Genomic DNA, 18,426 nt, shown 5'->3' with positions numbered 1-18,426 from the left:
TAGATGATAGATTTTGGCAAGGCTAGGGCGGCAGCATTTAAGCTCCTTGAAAGTACCAGGACTATTGAGCAAGTAAGTGAAGCGATAAAAAACCGTGTTGGCGGAACTACCACTAAAACCTTTTGGCGGGTAATAGTGGAAGTGCCAGTAGGTGATCGCATCAAGGATTTTACGTTGGAAGTATTTTTAAAGCAAGACTTTCCCCTATCCCTTCCGGAAATTAAACTTGCTGAACGGGACTATGAACAGACAAAGTACCTACCACACGTTGATACCCGTAGAGGTATATGCTTATTCGATCAGGAAAAGATCAAGCAAAATACGGCTGACCCTGCAGGAATCGTTAATGAATGCGTTAACCAAGCAGTCAGAATATTAGCCGATGGTCTTAATAAGTGTCGCACACCAGAGTTTAATGACGAGATTATTGCTTACTGGGAGAATACCTATCATTCCAATGATAGTGTTGCGCCGGCGTACTTAGGCAGCAACATGTCCAGCCTTGTGCCGGGACATGTTGTTGCTTACTACATACAACCGGATCATGGTAATGTTAACTTGTATGTAGGCAATGAAGAAGCGGAAACTGAACAATTACTTGAATTTTTCAAGTTAAGGGGGCACTCAGTTCAGCCTTTAGAAGCATATTATTTAGGGGAAACCGATGACTTAAATCCTCCATTCTATTTTACCAATAAATCTTTAATAGAATTTATTCAGCATCGTTTTAATGGAATTTGGAAAGAAGTCAAAGGTTATTTTAACCGTAGTCTACCTGTAAATAAGTTTGTAATCTTCTCAGTAATTTCTGGCACACAGCCTATTTTTATGGGATTCTACCTAAAGCCTACAAGAACAAAAATAAATGGGTGGAGAACGGGCGGACACCATAGTACGGTTGAGATTATGACAAGAATTAATCCTACACAACCGGTTGCTCGAATTCGCTTTATGGAGTTCCATCCTAGTAGGCTCCGTGCTAGAACCGACGGAGATAGCACGGCCCTGCCTGCTAAAAAGTTCATGTTTGCGGGGTTAGGAAGTATTGGATCTAATCTGCTGGCTTATTTAAATGCTTTTGAGGTTGAAAGATATATCTTAGTTGACCCAGAGGTGCTGGTTTTAGAGAATGTCAACCGGCATCTATTATCCTTTAGTGATGTCGGCCAAACCAAAGTTAGCGGTGTGGCTAGATACTTAAAGTTCCACAATCCTTTTGTTAATATTACAAAACATGCAAGTTCCATAGTTGATGTCATTCAGCGTGACCTCGAAGAAGTCAATGAGATGGATATGGTTTTTTGTGCTATTGGCAAAGACGCGATAGAAACTTATATCTTGCAGCAGCTTGCTGCTGGACAAATCCAGAGACCGGTAATATTTTTTTGGGTGGAACCTTATCTGCTCGGTGCACATGTACTATACATCAAACCCCAAACTACCTTTTATTTGAGTGATTTAGAGAATAACGGCTTTTACAAGTTTAACATTCTGGCTCCTGAAGCCTATCAGGATCCTGCTAAAAAAACGTCTTTACGTGAGGCCGGTTGCCAAGGCTCTTATATGCCTTATGGAAAAGCTGAAATTATACGTTTTATTTCAGCGCTTATGCCTTATTTGTTTGATTTTATACAAAACCCGCCTACGGACAATCTCGCAATTACCTATGCTGGTGACTTGAATACGGCAGCTACGTTAGATTTGCCGATATCTAATTTTGCAAGTACTATGCAATCTCACCAAATCCTTATACAAACTGTTTAATGAACCTTCAACTAGGACCATACACCATTGTGTTGCATGCACAACCGCTCGAGATACTAGAACGGTTTACTCAGCATAGTAAGAAAGCGCCCGAGTCAGGCGGAATAATGCTGGGTAAGCTCATCAATGGTGAGATCAACATTTTAAAGCTTTCTGTACCTACACCACTGGATAAAGCGTCCCGGACAAATTTCGAACGAAGTAAAGTTGGTGCACAGATTATCTTAGATTACGAATTCTATAACAGCAATGGCCAGCTTACTTATTTAGGTGAGTGGCATACACATCCTGAAAGACTCCCTACGCCGTCTTATACGGACCTGTACATGTTAAAAGATCAATTTAAACATAACAAATTACAAGAAGATTTTGTATTGCTATTGATTAAAGGAACAGAGGGGTTATATATCCGCTTAATGGATAAGCAAGGGTATTACGAAGTTAGAGTCTAAAAGGTATTCTCCATGTATATTCTTTTTGCAGAAAATTTCTTTTAATTCCGCCATTAACCCATTAGACAATATAATGATGGCCGCCAAGCCTCTTGATAAGTGGTTTGCTTTTTAGGTCTATATAATGACTATAAACAAACCCAAGGTTCTGTCGTTAAAAGCATAGTATGTTTTTCCACCGGCTACAACATTTCAGTCCGTATTCCGGCCATCTTTATGATGCCCTGAAAGTACCCTTTATCAAAAAGAGGGACGGGGTATATAGCCGTTCTGATAGCCGCTTTGACCTGATGGACAGGGAGGGCTATTTTCCGTTCCGGGAACTGATAAGAGACGGCCACGTGTATTTTATTAGCGACGAAGATTTGTTAGATTTTTTAAAGATCACTGAAGACACGCTTGATCATTATGAGGTGGATTACTGGCCGGGATGGAATATTGAATTTAAAGAGCAATTGGCAAAGTGTTTTACAGATGGCTACGAACAAGATAAAAGCGATTTTGAACAGAATTTAGGCATTACCTATACAGCACTAAAGCCTGAACAGCAACTACCTTACCTACGTGCCTTTTGCCTTTATTGCCTTGATTTTCTTTTTTTTGAGGGCGACCTGGTAGATACGCTTTTTTATAACTTAGGTTACCTGCAAGCAAGTTTATACCGGGGCTTTGTGGAGATCAACCATCTGCTGGCATTGTCGCCGGATGGCAATGCGGCTATACGCTTGCATTTTGATAGCTACAATTTATACCGGGAACTTGCAAAAAGAGATGAACCGCTGACACTCCAAAAGCAGTTGCCAACCAAACCGGAAACAGAAAAACAGCCGCAAAATAGTATTGAACTGCTTTGTGATATTTCAGAAATAAAAAAATTGTGGTCAGTACTTACCGAACCAATTAAAACGAAGAACGGCATAGAGGCAGCCGTATTTAGCAAAACCGAATTGCAGCAATTTTTAGGGTCGGTCTTTTCATCTGGCGCTTTTCCTGACAGCCTTAAAACATCTGATTATACAGCGGCCAAAATCACTTCACGCGGCGATATGCGCAACGTGCTTAACGCCTTGATGTATGCTACTTATAATATCAACCGTGAATTTAACCGCAGTGCTGGCCTAATCCAGTATGTAACTATTCTTAAAAGATACTTTGCTGTTTTTGCATGCTCCGGCACCGATAGTATAAAAAGCGTTATCGCTACCCACGCCCCAAAAGGTCTGGATATTCTTAAAGACAGCATTAGCGATAATCTCCATATCGAAGAAATGCTGCAAATCCTTAAAAAACATAAATTATTACATTAATGTCATTGCGATTTTAAGGGGTTTTGTACTATTCCTTTGTATCCATCAAACGCGAAATGTATGGATACAAAACAAAAAATTCTATTTACTTCCCTTTCAGAAAATGAGCTAAGCAGGCTCATGGAAGCATCCGTCCGTAAAGCATTGGAGACGGACAAAAGACCGCCGGAGCAGGATGTATTACTTACGACCCGGCAGGCATCGGCATTGATATGCTATAAGCCATCCACTATTTACGGACTGGCCAAAGAGAACAAAATTCCCCACGTCAAAGCGCGGGGCAAATTGCTGTTCTCCCGTAATGCGCTGCTCGAATGGATAGCATCCGCAAATCTTAATTATTCCACACCATTAAATTCAAACCAAAGCAAGGAGGCGACCGCATGAATTTCGAGTTAATCACATTACAAGACCTCAACAATTTAAAGAACGAACTATTAGGCGAGATCAGGGGCATCAAGAAAATGATACAGCCGGGAGGCATCGAACCGAAGCAATGGCTGAAAAGCTACGAGGTCAGGAAGCTGCTAAAAATATCTCCTGGTACGCTGCAAAACTTGCGTATCAATGGCACACTTCATTACACAAAAATAGGCGGCCTGCTCTATTACAAGTACGAGGACATCATGAACCTATTGGAACAAAACAATAAGTAAAAGCGGCAGGCTATGGCATATCGGTATATCTGCATAGACGGTAAGCCCATCCTGTGGGCGAAGAAGAAGCAAGTTTGTGTTTTTGGTACCCAAAAACTCCGTCCGCGCCTTCGGCGGGTCGGCAAACTTGCTTTTTGCTCCCGATGGTCGCAAAAAGATTTAAGGAAGTTCAGGCTTTTTAAAGACAGGATTTAAGTATGTCACAGGAACTAAAAGTAGCGATTAAACAGGAAACTGATAAGTCCAAACATAAGGGCGGCAGACCCAAGAGCAGGGTCAGGCGCGAAACGCATGTAAAGGTAAGGCTAACCGCCACCGAACATTTTATGATCAGTACAAAAGCCAGAGAAGCAGGGATGCGGGTAAGCGACTGGATAAGGGCAGCCGCTAAATCCGCGCGGGTAGTCGCCCGGCTAAAGCCGGAAGATTTACAGTTGATGCGGATGCTTTCAGGATTAGCCAATAACCTGAACCAATTAACGAAGCTTGCGCACCGGGACGGCATCCTAAGTATTGCCCGTAAAGCCGACAGCACCCTAACCGAGATTTTTGATGCCCTGAAATATTTCAACAGCCATGATCGCCAAGATACCTAAGCCCGGCAAAAGTTTCGGCGGCTGCATCCAGTACAACGTACTGAAAAAGGATGCAGCCATATTGTACGCGGACGGTGTACGCACCGGGCAGATTGCGCACACCATTGAGGATTTTAACGCGCAGCGTAAAATGAGCCCCGGCTTAGGTCAGGCGGTCGGCCATATTGCGTTAAGCTGGAGCCCGAACGATAAGGACAAGTTAACCGATGAAAAAATGGTCAGTATCGCCCAGGCATATTTGTTACGCATGAAGATACAGGACACGCAGGTTTTAATGGTACGCCATAAAGACCGGGAGCATCCGCATGTGCACATTATTTATAACCGGGTCAACCATAACGGTAAAACCATAGCCGATAACTTTCAACGGCAAAAGAGCATCAAGATTTGTAAGTCGCTCACCTTGCAGCATGGCCTGTTTATCGCGCAAGATAAGCAGCGTATAAGCTACTGTTGCCGTTTTATTCCTTTGATCAAGCCTAAAAGCGATCGCCCGAGATTGCTTATTGGCTGTTGTACTGTCACGCGGAGAAAAATCACCATTGTCAAAAAGCAACAGCTCACCAGTTTTTGTGATATGCGGTGCATGCTGGAAATAAAACAGTTCCTGGTCCTTTAATTTATAATCGCCACCCTTTCCCAATTTCCAGAGAATATCACCAGTTTTGGCATCAATTTTCCAGACCTGATTTTCAATTGGCGAAGAAGTCAAATAATTGTTGTCACGATCGAAGGAAATGGTATTAAAATGAAATCGGTCATGCTTCAGGCTGTCTAATTTTTTATCCTGCTGAATATCCCATTTTTCCCAGGGAGACCATTTCTTCAAGATATTACCTTTCATATCCATCGTCAAAATCGCATCACCCCAAAGGGTATCTTTTGGATGGTTGGGCCGATCGTCGATCCTAAAATCCCGCACGATACCGACAATATTATTGTTGTGATCCATCTGCACGTCATGGTGCATGATGATCCCTTTTTTATCCAAATCGATACGTGCTATTTCTTTACCCGTAAGATCAATTTCAACAAGTACCGTCCCACCGACAAATCCGATACGGCCGCTTCTTAAATAATAGCTTGCATTGGTCGATTTCTTGCTTGGCTGATTGGGTTTGTTGAATTCATCTTTACTCGCTGGAGCCAATAAGGCAAGGATAGTACCCCGTGGAGTCAAAGAAGCAAGACGCACGCCCAGCTTTTCGTCCTGCCAATACCAACGAATCGTCCCCTTACCGTCCACCATGGCCATGTAGCCCGGAAATCCGCGATAACATAATAATACCATGCCATTACCTAGGGCCTTTTCATCATGAGGATGGTCGGCTTTGATCCAGTCGTGCACCATCCATGGCGATTGCGCTCTTGTTTTAAAAGATTGTTCGCTCGATTTTATGGGAATAATCCGGTCTATGATAACCCGAAATTTATAACTCGTATTTGGTTCAAGCGTCATTAACGGAATGTTATGCTGAACAGCAGCATTTGAAACAGTTGTTTTATAAGACTGTTTATCTCCCTCTTTCCAATACTCCACATACACGGCTTCTGCGTTATTTAGTTTCACCTGAATAGCAGCATTGAGCGGCAAATTATTGGGTGAGCTCACTTCAATATTTTCAATGTCAACCTGATGTGCATAATAATAGTAAGCAGCAAATACCGCTATAGCCACCACAATCAGTGCAATAATTGCTTTAATTGGTTTCATCTTTAAATAATTTCAATTCCACTGGTCTATCAACAAAGCGCATTACGGTATATAATGCGCTTTAATTCGGGTTATTTAGGCAATCGCGATGGATTGGCTGTCGTCATTTCTTGATGCAAACGTGCTTCTTCCAATGGATAAGGGAAATAGCGCATGGCTTCAGTGACATTTTCTTTCAGTCCGCGGCCTTTCAAATAAGCATTGCTTACTTTTTCATAGCGGCCCAGGCGGATCAGATCCTGACGTCTTTTGTATTCAAAGACAAGCTCAAAACCACGTTCGTCAACAAGCGCATCAATCATTGCCTCCTTACTTGCAGGACTAGGAAAATCAGGATGCTTACCATATTCAGGTGCCCCAGCTCTCTTCCGGACTTCATTGATATAAGGCAATGCTGCAGCGGGTCCATTCAGTGCATTTTCAATCTCAGCCTTGCATAAAATAACATCCGCCAAACGGAGAACCTGAATCGTGCGCCCATCCAGATAGGAGTTATTGACCATATCATAAGAATACTTTTTCGTCGCAACATTTTGCAGGAATTTTACGGTATCACTTGGCGGAGTAGTCTGTCCTTTAGCAGGCAACATGTAAAAAAATCCATACTTTGTATTTTTGTCCCGTGCAGCCTTTCCGGTGTAATTATAATAGAAAAACTTTTTACGCGGATCGAGATCACTATATTTTCGCCAAAAATCAAGGGAAACACCATAGTACTGCCATCTATCCGGTACTTCAGGGTTGTCGGTCGGACCAAAGTGATTGGTAATCTCGCCTCCATTTAATGTAGGCTCATGCAAGATGCCAAATATCAGCCCCATATCCATTTTATTATTGTCGGACCACTCCTTCTTAAAATCTGGATTCAGCGTGTATACACCTTTATCACGTAACGCTAAAACCTGATCGATATACGTTTTTGCTTTTTCATAATTGTGCGAACGCATATACATCTTTCCCATTAAGGTCAACGCAGCGCCTTTTGTAGCACGGCCAATACCCAGTTCGTCCGACCATTTCTCCGGCAAATTATCGATTGCATACTGACAATCTTCAGCAATCTGTGCATCAATTTTCTCTACAGCAACCAAGGGTTCATTGTAGCTTTCCGTCGGATTCTTGACTGTCGTTATCAGTGGTACCGGTCCCCAGGCATCTGTAAGATCCATATAAGATAATGACCGCAAGAACCTGGCCTGTGCGATAATTTTCTTCTTGCGATCGTCGGGAATAGTTACACTCTCAATACGATCAATCAACATATTGGCATTGCTGATCACCTGGTACATATTCTGATAATTAAATTTAAAATACCTGTTATTATCATCATATGTAAAGTTACTCATCCGTGTAGGATCACCGGCCGCTGTAGAAAAGCCCATATCCGTTGCGTAATCGGTAATCATCACCAAATAACCCGCATAGTATAAATAGGCATCGCCCGGATAAGGCGATAAACTCGTATAGACACCCGTCAGGGCAGCATTGATATCGCTCTCTGTTGAGTAGGCATTTTTTGTCGTCAGATCACTGTATAATTTAGGGTCCAGCTTGGTACAGCTATTCAAGCTGAGGCCCAATACAGCGGCCAAACCCGCCATTCCCAAGATATATTTTATATTATTTTTAAACGTCTTCATGTCATTTCTGATTTAGATATTAGCTATTAAAATGTTGCACTTACACCAAAAGTAAACGAGCGCATCGAAGGATATGAATTAAAATCCAGACCTACCCCAGCATTGGCACTCTGATTATTTCCAGCTCTATTTTTAACCAGCGCATCATTTTCATATCCCTTGGTATCCACCTCAGGATCCCATCCAGAATAATTGCTAATCGTAAATAAGTTTTCCGCCATACCATATACCCGTATCGATTGAACCGCTTTTGTTTTCAATGGAATGGTATAACCCAGTGTCAGATTACGCAGCCGCAAAAAAGAAGCATTCTCAATAAAATGGTCATTGATATAGCCACCATAGTTCATGTAGTAAAATCCGTTTCTTGGAATCTCCGTATTGGTGTTTGTCGGAGTCCATCTATTTAAAGCTTCTGTGGTACGTTTCCACTCCAGATTCATGCGTGTCATATTAAGGAGATCGTTTCCGACATTTCCATAAATGAAGGCCGTCAGATCAAAGTTTTGATACGCGAATGTATTGGTCATACCAAAATTGAACTTCGGATAACCACGACCGATGATCGTCCGGTCCGCTGAATTGATTGTACCATCGCCGTTCACATCCGCGAACTTCGGATCGCCAGGTTTAGAATTTGGCTGTGGCGCATAGTTTTCTCCTTGTTGAATAACTCCCAGGTACCTATACCCAAATAAAGAGCCTAATGATTCCCCAACACGAATAACCGAATAAGCTTCTTCAGAAACATTACCCATTGGTTTTGAGGAAGTCAACAACTGTTCAGGCTCTCCACCCAAGCTTGACACCTTATTGCGGTTCATCGCTAAATTCAATTTTGTCTCCCAGGTAAACGCTCCGGTCATATTCTTACTGGTTACCGAAAACTCCAACCCTTTGTTATTCATCGTACCTAGATTGCGCTGTCCGGAGGTATATCCTGTGTAATAAGGCAATATACTCTTAATCAAAAGATCATTGGTTTTCTTATAATAGGCATCTACGGTAAAGGCTAATCGATTCTTAAAAAATGAAAAATCAAGTCCGACGTTATATTGCGTCGTGGATTCCCATTTTAATTTATCGTTTTCAGGATAAGTTGGGTTTTGTTTAACGCCACCCGAATTGGTCACACCATCAAACGTATAGTGCCCATTATCCATCAATCCATAAGAAGCATAATCCGCAACGCGATCATTACCCGTCTGTCCATAACCCAACCTAAATTTTAGATCCGAAAATAACTGCTGCTCTTTCATGAAATTCTCATTGTTGACCTTCCATGCAAAAGCTGCTGAAGGAAAGGTTCCCCAACGATGGTTGGGACTAAAGCGCGATGATCCATCACGACGTAAGGTTGCAGTCAACAGGTACTTATCAGCATAGGCGTAATTTACCCGCCCGAAAAAAGAGATGACCAAGTTCTCTGCTTTAGCAGAATTTACTCCCGTAATACTAGAGGCCATTCCTAAATTATTGTATTCCAGCAGATCCGTTGAAAAACCTTTCACATTGATCCCCTTATTGTTGCGCACGTATTTCTCATACGAATAGCCCCCCATCACACTCAAATTGTGTTTCTCATTAAACACCTTTGCATAGGTAGCATAAAAATCAATCAGGTTATGGGTTTCATTATAATCGGCCTGACTTGCCACACCATCATCTATCCCACCCTGATAAGAGTCTCTAGTCAGATAACTGCCCAATTGATCATGTGTTATTTCCGTTCCTGCATCCATGCGCAAGGTCAGTTCCTTGATCGGATTTACCTCAAGAAAAATATTTCCATTCAACTTGTCCCTTTGCACATCATTGATCCGTGACATCAGGTTGGCCAAGGGATTATCCCCCTGCCCTCCTGGAGGTCTTCCAAAACTACCGTCTGCATTGTAAACAGGTACCGTCGGATCATAGGTCAATATGCTGTATAAAACATTTGAATTCAGGATATTTCCGTCATACACCTGCATATTCGATTTTTCCCGTTGCGCGGATAGGCTCGCCCCAGTGCGGATATAATCGTTTACCTTTTGATCCACGTTGATACGTCCCGAAATTCGATTAAAGTCTGTCGTCTTCAAAACACCCTTTTGATCAAAATAACCTATGCTCGTCAACACTTTGGTTTTCTCACCACCTCCGGAAAACTGTAAATTATGGTTTTGCAAAATGCCGTTCCGCATGGTCTCCTTTACCCAATCCGTATTGACATCAGACTCGAGCTGTGATTTGGTATAGACTGCATATTCCTGATTTTCCTGCCCCTGAATCTCCTTATAAAGTGCATTGGCAAGATTCATATATTGCTTACCGTTGAGAAAGGTGAACGGTATAATCGGTTTCTGTGTTCCTATATAGCCACTATAGGTAATGTTGTTTTTATCCGTAAGACCACGTTTTGTGGTAATGATAATAACACCATTGGCACCTCTGGAACCGTAGATAGCCGTTGCCGAAGCATCCTTTAAGATATCCATGGAAGCAATATCATCAGGATTGATGTTTATTCCATTATTTGTTGGAAATCCATCGATCACATAGAGTGGATCATTACTTCCACTAATCGAATTGGTTCCGCGAATCCGAATAGACGTGCTACCACCCGGAGCCTTTGAATTCTGGGTTACAACGACACCGGAAGCTTTACCCTGTAGGGCCTGCCCTACATTACTCACCGCTCCTCCTTTCGTTAGTTCGTTGCTGGAAAGTGATGCAATGGCACCTGTCAGATCGCTTTTCTTTTGTTTACCGTATCCGATCACGACAACATCTTCTAGCTGATTCACCTGATCCTCCAAAATAATGGAAAGAGTGGTGGCTCCATCAGCGGAAACCTGCACATTTCGTTCTACATAGCTTTGATACCCGATGTATGAAAAAGTCAGTTCATACCCCTTTCCATTCGGTACATCAGCAAAACGAAAACTCCCATCACTCGCACTGGAAGCTGCTGTTGAAAAACTGCTGCCGGGATTTTTCAAAATTATACTTACCCCTGCCAGCCGTTGCCCCGACGAGTTTTTGATTACACCATTTATTGTTCCCGCTAGACATCGAAAAGATAACAGTGTCAAGACAAGAAAAACAAAAAATGGTTTCTTGGTTAAGTTGAAATTTACCATGATTCTATTTTTTAGGTTTGAGTATATATGTATTATGTTGTTTTTCAAGAATAAACGGATTCACCTCAACAATCAACTGCAGAATAGACGCCGCAAGATCCGTTTTGTCTTTCAGGTCCATTGTTGGATTCTTGCTAAACCGCCCCTTTATCCGATAGTTTTTAACGATTAATGAATCATAAGATATAGGTACATCAAGTTCATGATTGATATATTGAATAATATCGGATACAGCGGTTTCTTCCAATTGGAGCCAATTGGCGCTCTGGTGAATTGTAGCCGGATTGCGGTACGGTTTTTCCGTTGCGGAAAGCATAAGCTGGGCTGGTAGACTTTCCCTCGCGCTCATTTTTGGCGTACCTTTGAAATTTGAAACAAGCATCTTGTTCGCCCCGCCAAAATAAATCTGTTGGCCAGGTTTCAAAATGTTTGTCTCTACTACGGACGGTTCTATAGATTCAACGCGAACTTTCCCCTCAAATAATCGGATCAGAACATGTTCAACTGCCGCATTATAATCCACGATGAATTCTGTTCCCAGCGCTGTGGTCATCAACGTGCCGCTTTCGACGATGAAAGGTTTTGAAGGATCCTTTGCTACTTTAAAATTGACTCTTCCACTGAATAATTTAACCCGCCGAAAGTCAAGATCTGGTTTTATACCTAGCTGAATCAGTGCACCGGGTTCCAAGGTTAAAATAGAATTGTCTGCTGCAATAATTTCTTTAGGCTGAGCAGAAGGGTTGTAGTAAATTTCATGAATGAAACTTGCTGTTTGTATAGGTTTATCGGTTGACGTGCCCAAAAGATTGGATAAAACAAACAGGAAGCCAAACAGGACGAATACAGTAATAATTCTCAACAGGCTATCGCCACCACCTTTTGACTTATTTTCCTGATTGATATAGGATACCCAATCATCTTCCGAAATGAGATCGTCCAATAATGTCGGATCGTCATTCAGCCAGGTGAACACAAGTTTCGCTTCCTCAGCAGAACATTCATTCGCCAGGAATTTATTTAATAAGGATTTGCGATTCATAACAGTTTCTATCCTTTTAGCGGGATAGGTATATAACTGTTATACGAATAGGGATGGGCTTGTCCCCTATGACAACTTAAAAAATTTTTTAATAAATTTCAGGCCAATGCTAACGTGATTTTCTACAGTCTTCGGGGAGATAGACAATTTGACGGCAATTTCTTTATAACTCAATTCCTCAATTTTATGGAGATAAAAGACCTGTTGCCGCATAAAAGGCATTTGTGTAATCAGCTCTTTTACATATTCTAACTCTCCTTTATAGGCAATTTGTCGTTCAAGATCTTCATATTGGGTCAGTACAAATGGTTTCTCAAATGCTACATATTTTCTATTCAATGCACGCCGGCGCAATTCATCAATCAATTTTGTGCGCGCAATTTGGAAGAGCTGGGTACTGAATTGGATTTGCTGATTCGCATTATTTTTGCGTTCCCAAACAATTAAAAAAGTCTGTTGGACGACATCTTCGGCAAGATTCGAACATTGGGTCTTCTGATACAGAAAATAGTATAATTTCCTGTACCAATAACGATAAGCTAGAAAAAACTCTTTTTCGTTAGTAGGTGCCCGCTGTAGGATTTTATTAATCATAATCTACATTTAGATAATCTTGTTTCAATGCTGTTATCCTTTTCACAAAGAACATCGAAATTGGTATCTGACAGAATTTCAATTTGATCCATCAAAATGACCTATGCTTTTTGGCTAGTTATCCAGCTCTAAAGTGATTATTTTTTATCAAAAAAACAAGACAATATTTTTCAATAAAGCAATTGCTTCTATCTCTATTTTAAGCACCTTCTTTCCTAAAAGCTTTTTGGTCTCACAAGAACCAACTGTCATGAAAGTAAACTGCTGGTTCTTTCTGGTCAAAAGAAACGAATTGTAAGAAACGACCTGTTTCAAAAAAAGAAGGTATTTAGCTGATAAGAGTAAGTTCCTATCAGCTAAATACCTTTTAAAATAAAACGAACTTCTTGAAGTTGCTTGTTTTACTGATGCATATATAGCAAATTAATAACCCGTATTTTGCTTCAAATTTGGATTGACGGCAATCTGTTGGCTCGGGATTGGATAAACCAATGTTTTGGGATCGGCATCCGCAGCCTTTTCTTGCCAGGCCAATAAAAATTTACCAAAACGAATTAAATCCTGTCTTCTCCAGCCTTCCCAATATAACTCGCGAGCACGCTCATCCAATAAATTATCGAGCGTCAATGCCGTCAGGTTATTAACACCACGGTTCGTCCGAATAGTATTGACCAAACCGAGTGCCTCTGTTGCTGTTCCTGTTCCACCTCTCAGAATAGCCTCTGCTTGCATCAGCAATACATCGGCATAACGGAAGACTACCCAGTCGTTGTTTCGTTGACCAGTGACAGCATAATCAAAGGCATACTTCATTGGACGGATACCCGCTGTTTCCAATGTAGCTCCAGAGGTCCGGATGGTCACTTCACGCGTGAAGACCAAAGGTGCATTCGCTGGATTTCGCGCCATCAATGGTTTGTTTGTACTCCAATTGTATTGCTGTCCTGCAAAAAAACCTACATTTTGACGTTTGAATTCTTTTGTTCTGTTAGAAGTCGTATCAGCCGGATAATTATAGTAAATTCCTCTTCTTTCATCGGCATCCGAAAATTTATCGTAATAATCTGATAATGTACACCAACCGTTCCAGCCCCCAGGTCTCATATTATAATGCGCAATAGTATTCCAGGTACGATCCACATTTCCACCTCTATCGCCATTTTTATTATATAAAGTGAAAATATTTTCGGTAGACTTTTCGTCGTTATCGGGCGCGAAATTATCAAAGTACTTGCCCTTTGCAGAAACAGTATAGGATCCCGAAGCCGTAATTTCCTTGGCTAAGGCCACCACTTTATTCATATCTTCGGCAGCAAAAGAAGGAGCTTGTCTGTTTAAAAATGTTCCCTTATTCAAATAAATCTTCATCAGCAATGCTTTTGCCGCATTTTTATTGGCTACATAGGCTGCTTTCGGACCGTTTGCAGGCAAACTCGCTATAATTTCGTTGAGATCCTTCACGATATAATCAATAGCCGCCTGTGGCTGTAACACCTCTGGTGCGATTCTAAAATCTTCAAAAGAGGCTCCTTCCCGGACGGGTACTACGCCATAGAGATCCAACATATCGAACATGACCAACGCACGAATAAACTTCGCTTCAGCACCTTGCTGTGCACTCGGATTATACCGCAACACATTACCCGCATTATAGATGGCTGTACCAAGACTTACAAATGTATTGTTCATATAACCATTATCAGCATTCCAGGTATGTAAATGGATCGCACGATGCATCCCATTATCATCCCAGTCACCTCCCCGTGTAGGAGCCATGGCTGCGTCCGTTGATATTTCCTGCATCACCCAGCGCTGTTCCTGCTGATAAGGGGTATTCAATGAATTATAAGCTGTGATCAACAAGCTTCCAGGATCCACATTGGATGTCCCTTCCTCTAATTCTCCTTTAAATTCCTCCTTTAGTTTCGTACAAGAAAATGTACTTGTTACAATGGAGCCAATTATTCCGATATATAATAAAGTTCTTAATTTCATCTTTTTCATCCGTCTAAATTTGATTATTTATTCATCCATTTTGACTGTAAGGCATTCATACTGCCTTTGGTGTTTCATTTGTAATGAGGCGATCAGATTTATTCATTTTTATTCATTCACTAATACGTTTAAATCCATCTTGATGCTCTCCTCTTTTTATTATCTAATGATCTACAGTATACGCTTAAAGTGAGAAGTTAACCCCCAATAGGATATTTCTTGCCGGTGGATAGGGTAAATATTCGATACCCAACGAAGGAATACCATTTGTTGCACCATCTGTATTCACCTCTGGATCAAATCCTGTATACTTCGTGATGATGAAAAGATTCTGTCCAGTAAGGGATACATTTAAGTTCTTAAGTGTTCTACCTACATTTCCAACACGATAGCTTAAAGTAAGATTAGCCATTTTTAGATAATCACCTTTTTCAAGGAATCGCGTCGAAGGCGCAGCCGAATTGGAAGTAGACTCTTTTACAGCTGTATTAAAGAATGCTGAACCGATATTCCGTGATGACAAATTGCTCAATCCCAAAGTCGTCGCTGCCGTATTATTGAATAGATAATGTCCAAAAGCGCCATTCATATTGGCAGCCAAAGAAAACTGTTTATAATTTACATTGGTGGAGATACCCAATAATGTGGTTGGATTTGGACTGTTCATATAAAACTTATTAATTGCAGGATCGTTGGCCGTACTGATACTACCATCCTGTCCACGGTACATGCTCATTCCGGTTTGCGGGTCGATACCTTGGTAATCGGCCAAATACCATACATTCAATGGCTGGCCATTGACCATTCGTTGTCCCAATACACCAGAAAAACCTTGTCCGCGGAGTGCTCCTGTCTCATAATAACCAACAAGGCCACTTACACTATTCTTAAGAAACGTTGCATTACCTGTCAAATCCCAAGTCCAATTGTCATTTTTAATAATTGTACCTGTCAACGCGACCTCTACCCCTTTATTGACAATCTCACCGTCCAAATTTACCCAAATACGTCCCGCAGGAGCTGGCTGTGCAAGCGTTTGCTCAAATAGCGCATCTGTGGTCTTTTTATTAAAATAATCAATGGATCCATATAGACGGTTGCCCCAGATTCCGAAATCTATACCCGCATTGATCGTCGTCGAAGTTTCCCATTTCAAGTCAGGATTTCCATAGTTAGCCTGGCTTACACTCTGATTACCGAAGACCAATCTATTCAATGAGGCACCAGAAGGGAATTCTTGGTTACCTGTTTTTCCCCAACCCAATCGCACTTTCAATTGGTCAAAGATACCGGAAGACTTTAAAAACTCTTCCTGATTAACATTCCAGGCTACGGCCAACGAAGGGAACATGGCGTATTTGTTGTTTGAACCAAATTTCGTTGAACCATCCCTTCGCACTGTTGCAGTGAATAAATAACGGTCTAAGTAATTGAAGCCGCCCCGTAAAAAAAGCGATTGCAATTGGTTTGTTGGACTTCTATACGACGATATTTCACGCGTGGAAACAGGCGTATATTGTAGATAGTCAAAATAATCTAACCCCAGGTAGCGAAATCCACCGCCAAAGGAAATGTTATTATTATAATTATAATCCAAATACTCGTAGCCTGCTACCGCATTGACACTCCAATCTGAATTGATTTGTTTATTGTAAGAGAGCATATGCGTCATTTGCAAGTTGGTTTCTCCGTTATTGGAAATAAAGGCCTGCTCATTGTTCACAGCTGAAGGATCAATAAGTCCTGCGCGGTACATACCTTCACGGTTTCCAGTTTGTCGCATTGCACTATAGATAAAGCGATATTCCAAATCGTCTGTAATTTTATAGTATGGCGCCAAGTTGATTACCATGGTATTTGTTGTCGCCAAATCTTTAAAGGCGTCAATACTTGTCAATGGGTTTCGCGTAGTTGAACTGACAAAGGTTAAATTGCCTTGATCGTCCCGTAATGGTCGTGTCGGATTCCATTGTAAGGCTTGGGAAATCACATTTCCTTCCGAACCTACCATCGCATTGATCGGTGCGTATTTATTATCCATTTGCGTCAAAAAGACTGCAAAATCCAATCCCAATCGTTTGTTTTCCAGAAAACGGAAATTCCCGTTAAAATTGGCTGTGTATTTCTTCAGCTGTGATCCACGAATAATACCGTTTTGGTTTAAATATCCACCTGAAAGGCGATACTTACCATACTCGGTTCCGCCAGCTACATCAGCATAGTAATTTTGCGTGATCGCTTTTCTTGTGATCGCTTTAAAAGCATCCTCATTGCCACCGAAATCAGCATTTGCGACTTCAGATGGTGTATAATATTTCAACGCTTCTCTAAATCGAGCAGCATCTAACACATCAGGATATTCCCGCATGGTAGAAACACCTGCTGAGGCTCCTACAGAAACCTCGGGCTGCCCTACTTTACCTCTTTTCGTCGAAATAATGACAACGCCATTTGCCCCACGTGAACCATAAATTGCCGTAGCCGATGCATCTTTAAGGATGTCCATACTAGCAATGTCACCCGGATTCAAGTAAGTCAAAGGATTTCCTCTGTCGGAAGAAAAGCCTCCTCTTCCTTCAGGCAAAGGCGAATTACCCGACATAGGCACACCATCTAGCACAAATAATGGGTTGTTACTGGCACGGATCGATGAGTTTCCACGGATACGTACTGTGGTTGATCCGCCAGGTTGCCCCGTATTGTTAATCACCATAACCCCTGGTGTCTTTCCCTGTATTAATTGATCGGGGCTCGTCATGATCCCCTTATTGAAGTTTTTCGCTCCAATAGTGACCATAGACCCCGTGAGATCTTTTTTACGGGCGGTACCATAACCGATCACAACGACCTCATCTAGGCCCTGACCGGCACTAGGTTCCAGCGCTACGGTGATATCGTTTCCCACAATGGGTACTTCTTTTAAAGTGTATCCAATAAAGGATACTTCCAGCGTTTTCGCTTCACTGGGAACAGTAAATGTAAAGGAACCTTCCGTGTCTGTTGTTGTAGCCGCGGTTCCCCCTTTTACCTTAATTGTAGCTCCTGCCAATGGACCTTGAGTCTCATCTACAACCTTTCCCTTCAAGACTTTCGTCTGGGCAACTACAATAAAAGATACAAGCAAAAATGTAAGCGTCATTACGCATTGTGCAAGTAGTTTATTTTTCATACGCTTTTTGATTGGTGGTTTAATTGATTTTTATATCATGCATCTAGGATACACAAATGATACTAAGTGATTTTTAATGGTATTTTTTAGGCTCCAAAGCCCTTTTGAAATGCGTATAGTCTTCCCCAATAATGGCAAAGACGTAGCGCTCGGTATCAAGGCCTTTAAAGCCAAAATTCAAAACCAAAGCATCGTGAACATCATGTCTCACATGTAAAAACAAAAACCTAACAAACTGAAAAACAAGGACACAGGACTTACCTGTCATAATTCTAGGGCGAAACATACGTTTATATTTGGTTATTATTGTTTTATAAAAATGCGTAAATCCTTGTAGCTAGTCCAATCAGAGCGTCTCAATTTTATATCAAA

Annotated in this window: 13 protein-coding genes and 1 pseudogene; 7 read left to right on the top strand and 7 right to left on the bottom strand. The window is 41.5% G+C overall.

Annotated features, from left to right (window positions below):
• Positions 1-3 precede the first annotated feature (3 nt).
• The 7 genes and pseudogenes from B4Z90_RS12380 to B4Z90_RS12350 form a co-directional block, all read left to right on the top strand.
• Complete coding sequence (locus B4Z90_RS12380; RefSeq protein WP_286802394.1) at positions 4-1,764, top strand: ThiF family adenylyltransferase; 1,761 nt, start codon at positions 4-6, stop codon at positions 1,762-1,764.
• Positions 1,764-2,216 carry a Mov34/MPN/PAD-1 family protein gene (locus B4Z90_RS12375; protein ID WP_286802393.1) on the top strand — a complete coding sequence of 151 codons (453 nt, stop codon included), beginning with the start codon at positions 1,764-1,766 and terminating at the stop codon, positions 2,214-2,216. The genes B4Z90_RS12380 and B4Z90_RS12375 overlap by 1 nt, the downstream gene beginning before the upstream one ends.
• A gap of 167 nt (positions 2,217-2,383) precedes the next feature.
• Complete coding sequence (locus B4Z90_RS12370; protein WP_286802392.1) at positions 2,384-3,523, top strand: hypothetical protein; 1,140 nt, start codon at positions 2,384-2,386, stop codon at positions 3,521-3,523.
• Positions 3,524-3,583: 60 nt separating this feature from the next.
• On the top strand, positions 3,584-3,910 hold the full coding sequence (locus B4Z90_RS12365; protein WP_286802390.1) for a helix-turn-helix domain-containing protein: 327 nt from the start codon (positions 3,584-3,586) through the stop codon (positions 3,908-3,910).
• Positions 3,907-4,179 carry a helix-turn-helix domain-containing protein gene (locus B4Z90_RS12360; RefSeq protein ID WP_286802389.1) on the top strand — a complete coding sequence of 91 codons (273 nt, stop codon included), beginning with the start codon at positions 3,907-3,909 and terminating at the stop codon, positions 4,177-4,179. Before B4Z90_RS12365 ends, B4Z90_RS12360 begins: the two co-directional genes overlap by 4 nt.
• Positions 4,180-4,376: 197 nt before the next feature.
• On the top strand, positions 4,377-4,775 hold the full coding sequence (locus B4Z90_RS12355) for a plasmid mobilization protein (RefSeq protein ID WP_286802387.1): 399 nt from the start codon (positions 4,377-4,379) through the stop codon (positions 4,773-4,775).
• Positions 4,756-5,133: pseudogene (locus B4Z90_RS12350) on the top strand (relaxase/mobilization nuclease domain-containing protein); the annotation flags it as partial. The gene B4Z90_RS12355 and the pseudogene B4Z90_RS12350, both read left to right, overlap by 20 nt.
• Here the strand turns inward: B4Z90_RS12350 and B4Z90_RS12345 are convergent.
• The 7 genes from B4Z90_RS12345 to B4Z90_RS12315 form a co-directional block, all read right to left on the bottom strand.
• Positions 5,047-6,126 (bottom strand): aryl-sulfate sulfotransferase, encoded by a 1,080-nt coding sequence (locus B4Z90_RS12345; RefSeq protein ID WP_286802416.1) that lies wholly within the window; start codon positions 6,124-6,126, stop codon positions 5,047-5,049. The pseudogene B4Z90_RS12350 and the gene B4Z90_RS12345 sit on opposite strands and share 87 nt — an antisense overlap.
• A 434-nt stretch (positions 6,127-6,560) precedes the next feature.
• Positions 6,561-8,129, bottom strand: a complete 1,569-nt coding sequence (locus B4Z90_RS12340; RefSeq protein ID WP_286802386.1) for a RagB/SusD family nutrient uptake outer membrane protein — start codon at positions 8,127-8,129, stop codon at positions 6,561-6,563.
• A gap of 26 nt (positions 8,130-8,155) precedes the next feature.
• Positions 8,156-11,254, bottom strand: a complete 3,099-nt coding sequence (locus tag B4Z90_RS12335; RefSeq protein WP_286802384.1) for a SusC/RagA family TonB-linked outer membrane protein — start codon at positions 11,252-11,254, stop codon at positions 8,156-8,158.
• A gap of 4 nt (positions 11,255-11,258) precedes the next feature.
• Positions 11,259-12,296 carry a FecR family protein gene (locus tag B4Z90_RS12330; protein ID WP_286802382.1) on the bottom strand — a complete coding sequence of 346 codons (1,038 nt, stop codon included), beginning with the start codon at positions 12,294-12,296 and terminating at the stop codon, positions 11,259-11,261.
• A 66-nt stretch (positions 12,297-12,362) separates the two neighbouring features.
• Complete coding sequence (locus B4Z90_RS12325) at positions 12,363-12,890, bottom strand: RNA polymerase sigma factor (protein WP_075991636.1); 528 nt, start codon at positions 12,888-12,890, stop codon at positions 12,363-12,365.
• 423 nt (positions 12,891-13,313) lie between these two features.
• The gene (locus B4Z90_RS12320) at positions 13,314-14,885 is read right to left on the bottom strand and encodes a RagB/SusD family nutrient uptake outer membrane protein (protein WP_286802381.1); all 1,572 of its coding nucleotides are present in this window, start codon (positions 14,883-14,885) and stop codon (positions 13,314-13,316) included.
• Between the two features lie 184 nt (positions 14,886-15,069).
• Complete coding sequence (locus B4Z90_RS12315) at positions 15,070-18,054, bottom strand: SusC/RagA family TonB-linked outer membrane protein (RefSeq protein WP_145327654.1); 2,985 nt, start codon at positions 18,052-18,054, stop codon at positions 15,070-15,072.
• Between the last annotated feature and the right edge of the window lie 372 nt (positions 18,055-18,426).

This window comes from Sphingobacterium sp. UBA5639 (genome assembly GCF_002421245.1).
GTDB classification, from domain to species: domain Bacteria; phylum Bacteroidota; class Bacteroidia; order Sphingobacteriales; family Sphingobacteriaceae; genus Sphingobacterium; species Sphingobacterium multivorum.
Note: the sequence above shows the minus strand (reverse complement) of the source record. Positions and strands in the feature narration are given on the sequence as shown.